Source organism: Burkholderia sp. 4M9327F10 (genome assembly GCF_005503145.1).
In the GTDB taxonomy this organism is placed as follows: domain Bacteria; phylum Pseudomonadota; class Gammaproteobacteria; order Burkholderiales; family Burkholderiaceae; genus Paraburkholderia.
Genome location: NZ_SCNV01000119.1, coordinates 1 through 7,612, shown reverse-complemented (window position 1 = coordinate 7,612; position 7,612 = coordinate 1). Strand labels below are relative to the sequence as shown.

8 protein-coding genes and 1 pseudogene are annotated in these 7,612 nt (G+C 63.9%); 7 read left to right on the top strand and 2 right to left on the bottom strand.

Annotated elements, in window-relative coordinates:
• The first annotated feature begins 256 nt into the window (after positions 1–256).
• Together FFS45_RS41000 and purU are read left to right on the top strand one after the other, a co-directional pair.
• Positions 257–2,737: an FAD-dependent oxidoreductase gene (locus tag FFS45_RS41000; RefSeq protein WP_137960275.1), complete on the top strand. Its 2,481-nt coding sequence runs from the start codon at positions 257–259 to the stop codon at positions 2,735–2,737.
• A 17-nt stretch (positions 2,738–2,754) separates the two neighbouring features.
• Positions 2,755–2,910 (top strand): annotated as a pseudogene (gene purU / locus FFS45_RS42680) (formyltetrahydrofolate deformylase); the annotation flags it as partial.
• Here the strand turns inward: purU and FFS45_RS40990 are convergent.
• Together FFS45_RS40990 and FFS45_RS40985 are read right to left on the bottom strand one after the other, a co-directional pair.
• The gene (locus FFS45_RS40990; protein WP_137960273.1) at positions 2,903–3,448 is read right to left on the bottom strand and encodes a cytochrome b/b6 domain-containing protein; all 546 of its coding nucleotides are present in this window, start codon (positions 3,446–3,448) and stop codon (positions 2,903–2,905) included. The pseudogene purU and the gene FFS45_RS40990 sit on opposite strands and share 8 nt — an antisense overlap.
• Positions 3,445–4,533, bottom strand: coding sequence for a catalase family peroxidase (locus FFS45_RS40985; RefSeq protein WP_283204796.1), 1,089 nt, complete (start codon positions 4,531–4,533; stop codon positions 3,445–3,447). Before FFS45_RS40985 ends, FFS45_RS40990 begins: the two co-directional genes overlap by 4 nt.
• 157 nt (positions 4,534–4,690) lie before the next feature.
• Between FFS45_RS40985 and FFS45_RS40980 the strand changes: the two genes are divergently transcribed.
• From FFS45_RS40980 to FFS45_RS40960, 5 genes are all read left to right on the top strand, one after another.
• On the top strand, positions 4,691–5,458 hold the full coding sequence (locus FFS45_RS40980; RefSeq protein ID WP_137960272.1) for a transcriptional regulator: 768 nt from the start codon (positions 4,691–4,693) through the stop codon (positions 5,456–5,458).
• A gap of 142 nt (positions 5,459–5,600) precedes the next feature.
• A complete protein-coding gene (locus FFS45_RS40975) occupies positions 5,601–6,119 on the top strand; it encodes a sigma-70 family RNA polymerase sigma factor (RefSeq protein WP_137960271.1) in 519 nt (172 codons plus the stop codon).
• On the top strand, positions 6,116–6,961 hold the full coding sequence (locus tag FFS45_RS40970) for an anti-sigma factor (protein ID WP_137960270.1): 846 nt from the start codon (positions 6,116–6,118) through the stop codon (positions 6,959–6,961). Before FFS45_RS40975 ends, FFS45_RS40970 begins: the two co-directional genes overlap by 4 nt.
• Before the next feature lie 46 nt (positions 6,962–7,007).
• Positions 7,008–7,262, top strand: a complete 255-nt coding sequence (locus tag FFS45_RS40965; protein ID WP_137960269.1) for a type II toxin-antitoxin system HicA family toxin — start codon at positions 7,008–7,010, stop codon at positions 7,260–7,262.
• Positions 7,259–7,591, top strand: a complete 333-nt coding sequence (locus FFS45_RS40960; RefSeq protein ID WP_212745814.1) for a type II toxin-antitoxin system HicB family antitoxin — start codon at positions 7,259–7,261, stop codon at positions 7,589–7,591. Before FFS45_RS40965 ends, FFS45_RS40960 begins: the two co-directional genes overlap by 4 nt.
• Positions 7,592–7,612 lie beyond the last annotated feature (21 nt).

The window sequence follows — 7,612 nt, the reverse complement described above, 5'->3', positions numbered from 1 at the left end:
GCGGGTGGGTGGGTGCGTGTGGCGCTCAGTCTAGCAAACGCTCGCGCGGAGGGAAAGCCATTTCCACACAATTCCAACCAAATCAACAGCGATGCGTCATATGACGTTGAGCCCTCTCAGAGTTAGGATTGACAGATTCTCACGCGCCTCATACGAAGTGAATTTTCCGTGACAATATTGCATTTTGCGGCCTTTTGTTGCAATCTATGCCAACACATTTCCACGAATATCAACATTCACCGGCAGGATCCAACCGATGTCTACACCTATTCCTCAACACGCGCGGGTCGTGATCGTCGGCGGCGGCATTGTCGGCTGCTCCGTGGCGTACCACCTGACGAAGATGGGCTGGACCGATGTGGTCCTGCTCGAACAGGGCCAGTTGTCGTGCGGCACCACCTGGCATGCGGCAGGCCTCGTGGGTCAATTGCGCGCCCAGGAAAGCATGACCCGGTTGATCCGCTACTCCACCTCCCTGTATGCCGAACTGGAAGCGGACACCGGCCTCGCCACCGGCTGGAAACAATGCGGCTCGCTGTCGGTCGCCCGCACCGCGGAGCGGATGACGCAGCTCAAGCGCACCGCCGCGGTCGCCCGTGCATATGGTGTGGCTTGTGACGTAATCAGTCCGCGGGAAGCCGGCGACCTGTGGCCCGTCATGCGCACCGACGACCTGCTCGGCGCGGTCTGGCTGCCCGGCGACGGCAAGGCCAACCCGACCGACCTCACCCAGGCCCTCGCCCGCGGCGCCCGCACGCGCGGCGCGCGGATCGTCGAGAACACCCGCGTCACCGCCATTCATACGCGGCAAACGCCCGGCGGCCGTGAAGTGAGCGGCCTCGCGTGGCGCAACAAGGACGGCGCGGAAGGCTCCATCGGCGCGGAGATCGTCGTCAACTGCGCCGGCCAGTGGGCCAAGGCCGTGGGCCGCCTGTGCGACGTCACCGTGCCGTTGCATTCGGCCGAGCACTACTACATCGTCACCGAACGCATTGCCGGCGTGCATCCCGATCTGCCCGTGATGCGCGACCCCGACGGCTTTATCTACTTCAAGGAAGAAGTGGGCGGCCTCGTGATGGGCGGCTTCGAACCGAACGCGAAACCGTGGGGCATGAACGGCATTCCCGAAAATTTCGAATTCCAGCTGCTGCCCGACGACTGGGATCAATTCCAGATCCTGATGGAAAACGCACTGGAGCGCGTACCGGCGCTCGAAACCGCTCAGGTCAGGCAGTTCTATAACGGACCGGAGTCGTTCACACCGGACAACAACTTTATCCTCGGCGAAGCGCCCGAGCTGCGTCGTTTTTTCGTGGGCGCGGGCTTCAATTCGATGGGGATCGCCTCGGCCGGCGGCGCCGGCATGGCGCTCGCCGAATGGATCGTCGCGGGCACGCCGACCATGGACCTGTGGCCGGTCGATATCCGCCGCTTCGCGCGCTTTAACGGCAACGACACGTGGCTGCACGACCGCGTCAAGGAAACGCTCGGCCTGCATTACGCGATGCCCTGGCCGAACCGCGAGCTCGATACCGCGCGCCCGTTCCGCCGCTCGCCGCTGTACCCGATGCTGCGCGACGCGGGCGCGAGCTTCGGCAGCAAGATGGGCTGGGAGCGTCCGAACTTCTTTGCGCCGAGCGTAGCCGAGGCGAAGATCGATTACGCCTTCGGCCAGCAGAACTGGCTGCCGTGGAGCGGCGCCGAACATCGCGCCTGCCGCGAAGGCGTGGCGCTGTTCGACATGACCTCGTTTTCGAAATTCCTCGTCAAGGGACGCGACGCAGAGAGCGTGCTGCAAGGCATCGTGACAAACGATGTGGCGGTGGCGCCGGGCACCACCGTCTATACCGGCATGCTCAACGAGCGCGGCACCTACGAATCGGACTTCACGCTGACGCGCCTTGCAGCCGACCAGTACCTGATCGTGTCAGGTTCGGCGCAGACCACGCGCGACTTCGACTACATCGAAAAATCGATCCCGCACGACAGGCATTGCACGCTCGTGGACGTCACCGGCCAGTATGCCGTGCTGGCAGTAATGGGACCACGTTCACGCGAGCTGCTGCAGAGCATCTCGAAGGCCGACTGGAGCAACGCCGCGTTCCCGTTCGGCCAGAGCCGCGAAGTGGACATCGGCTATGCGACGGTACGCGCCACCCGCCTCACCTATGTCGGCGAGCTGGGCTGGGAGCTGTACGTGCCGGTCGAATTCGCAGCAGGCGTCTACGAGACGCTGCATGGCGCGGGCAAACCGTTCGGCCTCGTCGATGCCGGCTATTACGCCATCGATTCGCTGCGCATCGAGAAAGGCTACCGCGCCTGGGGCCGCGAACTGACGCCCGACTCGAACCCGTTCGAAGCCGGCCTGTCCTTCGCCTGCAAGCTGAACACAGACATTCCGTTCCGTGGCCGCGAGGCCTTGCTCAAGCTGCACGATGAGCCGCTGCGCCGGCGCATGGTAGTGCTCACGGCCGACGGCGCCGCAGACCGCATGCTGTGGGGCGGCGAAGCGATCCTGCGTGACGGCAGGCCCGTGGGTTTCGTCAGTTCGGCCGCGTTCGGCCATACGTTCGGCTGTCCGGTGGCGATGGGCTACATCAACAATCCGGACGGCACGGCCGACACGGCGTATCTGACGAGCGGCCGCTACGAGATCGACGTCGCAGGCGACCTGCTGCCCGCCACCGTTCATCTGAAGGCGCCCTACGACCCGCGTTCGGAACGCGTCAAAAGCTGATCGAAGCGGAACCGTTCATGTCATACCCTGAAAACAGCTCTATCCTGAAGCTGTCGTGTCGCGGCCAGCCGGGCATCGTGCACGCGGTTTCGGTCGCGCCGCGCGAGAGCGGCGCGAATATCGTCGACTCCGCGCAGTTCGGCGAGCGCCGCACCGAGCGTTTTTTCATGCGCGGCGGGCGCCGCGCGCCATGCTCGAGAACACCCCGTCGCGGCGAATCAGCCCATGAAACAACGCGGCGGCCAGATGTCCCAGCACTGTGACAAACAGCAGCAGGGCCAGGTAAGTGTGCAAGGCTCGCAGCAAGGCAAAGAGCCGTATGTCATGCGGCATGATGGCCGGCAAGTGGACGCCACCGAACATCGTCACCGGATAACCCTCGGCTGAGAGCATCGACCAGCCGATCAGCGGCATGGCCAGCATCAGCGCATACAGCACGAGATGCGAGAGCCTCGCTACGGTACGTTGCAATGTCGGCATGTCATTGGGCAACGGCGGACTGCCGCGCCTGAGGCGCAGGCCGATGCGCAGCAGCACCAGCAGCAGGATCGCAATGCCGAGCGGCCGGTGAATCGCGATCAGCGTATCGTGCGCATGCGAGAGCGTCGCGACCATGCCGACCCCGACGAACAGCATCGTGAGAATCAGCAAGGCCATCGTCCAGTGCAGCAGTCTCTGTAGCGGGCTGAAGTGTGCATATGTCGGCTTCATGGCCGGTCTCCGTTCGGCTGTAGCCGGTGCAGGTTGGGATCGAGCGCCTCTTCGCGAGTGCGCCGGTTGTATGAAACCGAATAGGCCGCCGAACGCGCCGCAAGCAACGGATCGTTCGAAGTCCTGATGCCCGCGGGCAGCACGGTCGGATCGAAGTTGACGTCGCGGCACGGGCCGTCGTCCTGCGAAGTCTCGTGCTCGATCACGAGCGTGCCGGCGTCGATCTGCTGACGGCCGTCGGGCCACTGCAGCGTGGCGTCGTCAGTCGGATCTCCGGGTGCGGCCTGCGTCACGATCAGATGCCAGCGTAGCGGACCGGCTTGCAGGCGCGCGGCAAGATCGGCCTGGAGGAAATTCTTTTCGCTGTTCTGCTCATCCGTAACCGGCGCAAACGGCGTTTCAGGCACCATCGCCCAGCGCACCGCATGCCCCTCGCCCTGGGCGTCCACGAAGCGGAACGCATTCACGCTGTAGTACGAACCATTGGCAAAACTCGACGATGGCGCGTGCCCTTTAACCCAGGCCAGAAATGGGTGCGTCTCCGGATTCGCCGCATAAAACGCCTTGAGCGCTGCCGGATCCGGCTTGCCGGTGGCCGGGTCGGGTTTGGCGGCGACCAGTTGCTGATAGAACTGCTCGGGCGTGTGGACCGGAAACACCGGGACAGAATTCATCCCGGTGCGCCACTGCTCGCCGTCGTGCTGCGTGAACAGCAAGGCCAGGCTGCGGATCGGCACGCTGGTGTCGGGCGCGGACGGATTGCCGCCGGGGATCGCAAAACGCCCGATCACAGGGGTGAGTCCCGGCGCAAACACGCCCGCAGTCGAAAGCGCGGCGGCCTTGCCGTTGCTGTCGAAATAGCCCGACACGCAGACGCCTTTTGCGTGGTTGCGGCGAAAACCCGGATGGCTGCCGTTATCCGCTTCGAAGGCGTTGATGATGCGATGCGTGGTCAGGCGCTGCGGCGTAAGCCAGCCGGCCACATAGGCGAAACCGCCTGCCATGGCCAGCACGACGGCGCCGATCGCCGCGAGCCGGCATGGTACGCAAATGCGCTCTGGCGCGGGAAACGAGGGCTTTGTCACGGGTATTCCTCTGACTGTTCAAGCGTTCAGGCGGGTCTACACGGCGGCAAACACAGGTGGTACGAATTTATTCCGGACTCGAAGCAAGCGGACCCGGGGAATAAAGATGCACCGCTCGTGTTAGCAGAGCAACAGGCCATCTCCAGACGCAGCAACCATGAAACCGACTGACCCGCGGCACGACCCGCCACTCTCCGAAACCGACATCCAGGCTTACGCCGACGGACTGCTCACGCCCGAACGCGCCGCCCATTTGCGCCATTACCTCGGCAAGCGCCCCGGTGAGGCGCGCCGGGTGGCCTTTTACGGCAAGCTCAACCAGCAGATCCAGCACGCCTTCCAGTCTACCGACGAACCTCTGGCGGCCGGGCCGGCCGGCAACGGTCTGGGCGGCACGGTTCGAGGCGAACGGCTGCGGATGTGGGTCCGGACCGCCATGCGGCGGCCGCTGCGCGCCACGCTGACGCTGGCCGCCACGCTTGCTCTGGCCCTCGCGGCTGTCAGCGGATGGATGATGGCGTCACAAGTATCCACCGAAGCGCTGGACAACGCCGCCGTGATGGCATTGGCGCAGGCCGCCGGGGAGCACGCTGGGGAACATTCCGGCACTGTGGCTGTGGCGTCGGACCCAGCCGCACCCAACCTCGCCCCGGTCGGCATGCACCTGGTGAGCCACGGGACGTTGACACTTGGACCTTTGGCGCGAGCGTCAGAATATGTCTATCTGAATACCGTATCTGAGCCGATCGTCCTGCTTGTTGCGCCCACCCGGCCGGCCGCCGCGGCCCAGCCGCAGTGGAGCGCGCGGCGGGTCGGCACGCTGCGCCTGCTCACCTGGACCGCCGGCCGTGAGCGTTATGTGCTGGCCGGCGCAGCCGACGCCCGCGGCCTGATGCGTGCCGCCGACTTCATGACAATGCGCTAGGAAGCGAGTGAACCGGGAACAGGTTCTGGTTCGCGTGTTGTCGCGGGAATAAAATGCAAACCGGCGTGTTTGCACCTCAAACGCCATCGATCGCACGAGCGGGCACGCAGCGCCGGGTCGAAGGCACATACAGGTAAGGGCAATGGACATCCGTGATGAATTAATGGAGCACGTCCCGAGGTTGCGCCGCTATGCGAGGGCGCTGATCAACAACCGGGACCTGGCCGACGATCTGGTGCAGGACACGCTGGAGCGCGCATTGGGGCGCACCGCCCTGTTTCAGGCCGGCACCGACCTGCGCGCATGGTTGTTCACCATCATGCATAACGTGTTCGCCAATCAGGCGCGCAAGGCATCGGTGCGGGCGGTGCACGTTTCGGTGGATGACGACAGCGTCGCCGAAAGCGAATTCGCCGTGACGGCGGACGCGACACGCTCGCTGGAAATGCGCGATCTCGACTACGCGCTGCAGCGCTTGCCGGCGGAACAGCGCGAGGTGGTGCTGCTGGTCGGCCTCGAAGAAATGAGCTACGCCGACGTGGCGCTCGCACTGGACGTACCGATCGGCACCGTGATGTCACGCCTGTCACGGGGACGCGAACGGCTCAGGGCTTTGATGGCGGGTACTCAGCCCGGTGCGAAATTACAGGTGGTGCGATGAACGAACAAACTCCGATCGGCGAAGAAGAACTGCACGCGTACGTGGACGGCACGCTGTCCGAGGAACGCCGCGCCCTGGTGGAGCGCGCACTCGAGCAGAACCCCGAACTGGCTTCGCGGGTCAGCGACTATTTTTCCCTGAACAACCTGTTTCACGAGCGCTACGACCGTGTGCTGAGCGAGCCGGTGCCCAGGCGGCTGCAGCCGCCGGCGCCGAAGCGCCGTTGGCTGGACGCGGCGAACTGGCCGCAGTTTGCGGGCATGGCGGCGGCGTTGGTGATGGGGGTCGGAATTGGCATCGGCACGCAGATGGGCAAGGATGTGCCCGGCAGCACGGCGGCGAGCTCGCTGGCGATGGGCGGCAATCCGTCTGACACGCGCCCGGTCAGTGCGGATGCGTCAGATGGGCTGGCCCGTCAGGCAGCGATAGCGCATGTGGTGTATATGCCGGCAGTCCAGGTGCCGGATAGCACCGGTACGGACCAGGATCGGGATTTCGTGCAATGGCTGTCGAACAAGCTTGGTACTGACGTCCATGCGCCGTTGCTCAACAAGAGTGGGTTTGAACTGAGCGGCGGACGCATTTTGCCCGGCGCGGACGGACCGGTCGCGCAGTTCATGTATCGCGGCCCAGGGGACGAGCGCGTGACGCTGTGCATCTCGCATCGCAAGGTGAATTCGAATACCACCGCGTTCAAGCTGTATCAGGACGGGCCGGTGAATGTTTTCTACTGGGTGGATGGGGATTTCGGGTATGCGGTGTCGGGCGGGATCGACCGCAAGGTGCTGCTGCAGCTTTCGCATGATGTTTATGCGCAGTTGACGGCGGCGAAGGGGGGGTAAAAGGTGGGTTGCGTTTGGTACCATATTTTGGTACTATCAACTTCTAATGAAGCGAGCCCACACACGAACCCTCGAACTGATCTTTGCGCACCCTGTTTCTGTCAACGTGAGATGGTCGGACATTGAAGCGCTGTTCATCGAACTCGGTGCAATAGTCACAGAGCGCGAGGGTTCACGGATTGCAGTTGTGCTGTTCGACCAGGTACAGGTCTATCACAGGCCGCATCCCCGGCCCACTACCGATAAGGGCGCAGTGGCCAGCATCCGCAAATGGCTCGAATCAAACGGAATCAAACCATGAACATCCTCACCATCGACAACCATCGCGCGGTCATCAGCTACGACCCGGACACCGATATGCTGCGCGGCGAGTTCCTCGGCCTGAACGGTAGCGCTGACTTCTATGCCAGCGATATCCCCACCCTGAAGGTTGAGGGCGCCAGATCGCTGGCAACGTTTCTTGAGGTCTGCGAGGAAAACGGCATCGATCCGGTGCGCCATTTCTCCGGCCGCTTCAACGCCCGCATCGACCCCGAGCTTCATGCCCGCGCGGTCGAAACGGCTGCGGCTGAGGGGATTAGTCTGAACCAGCTTATCGAGCGCGCTATCGAGCACGAAGTCAGGACGTAAGCACCGCCCTCACCCCACCAC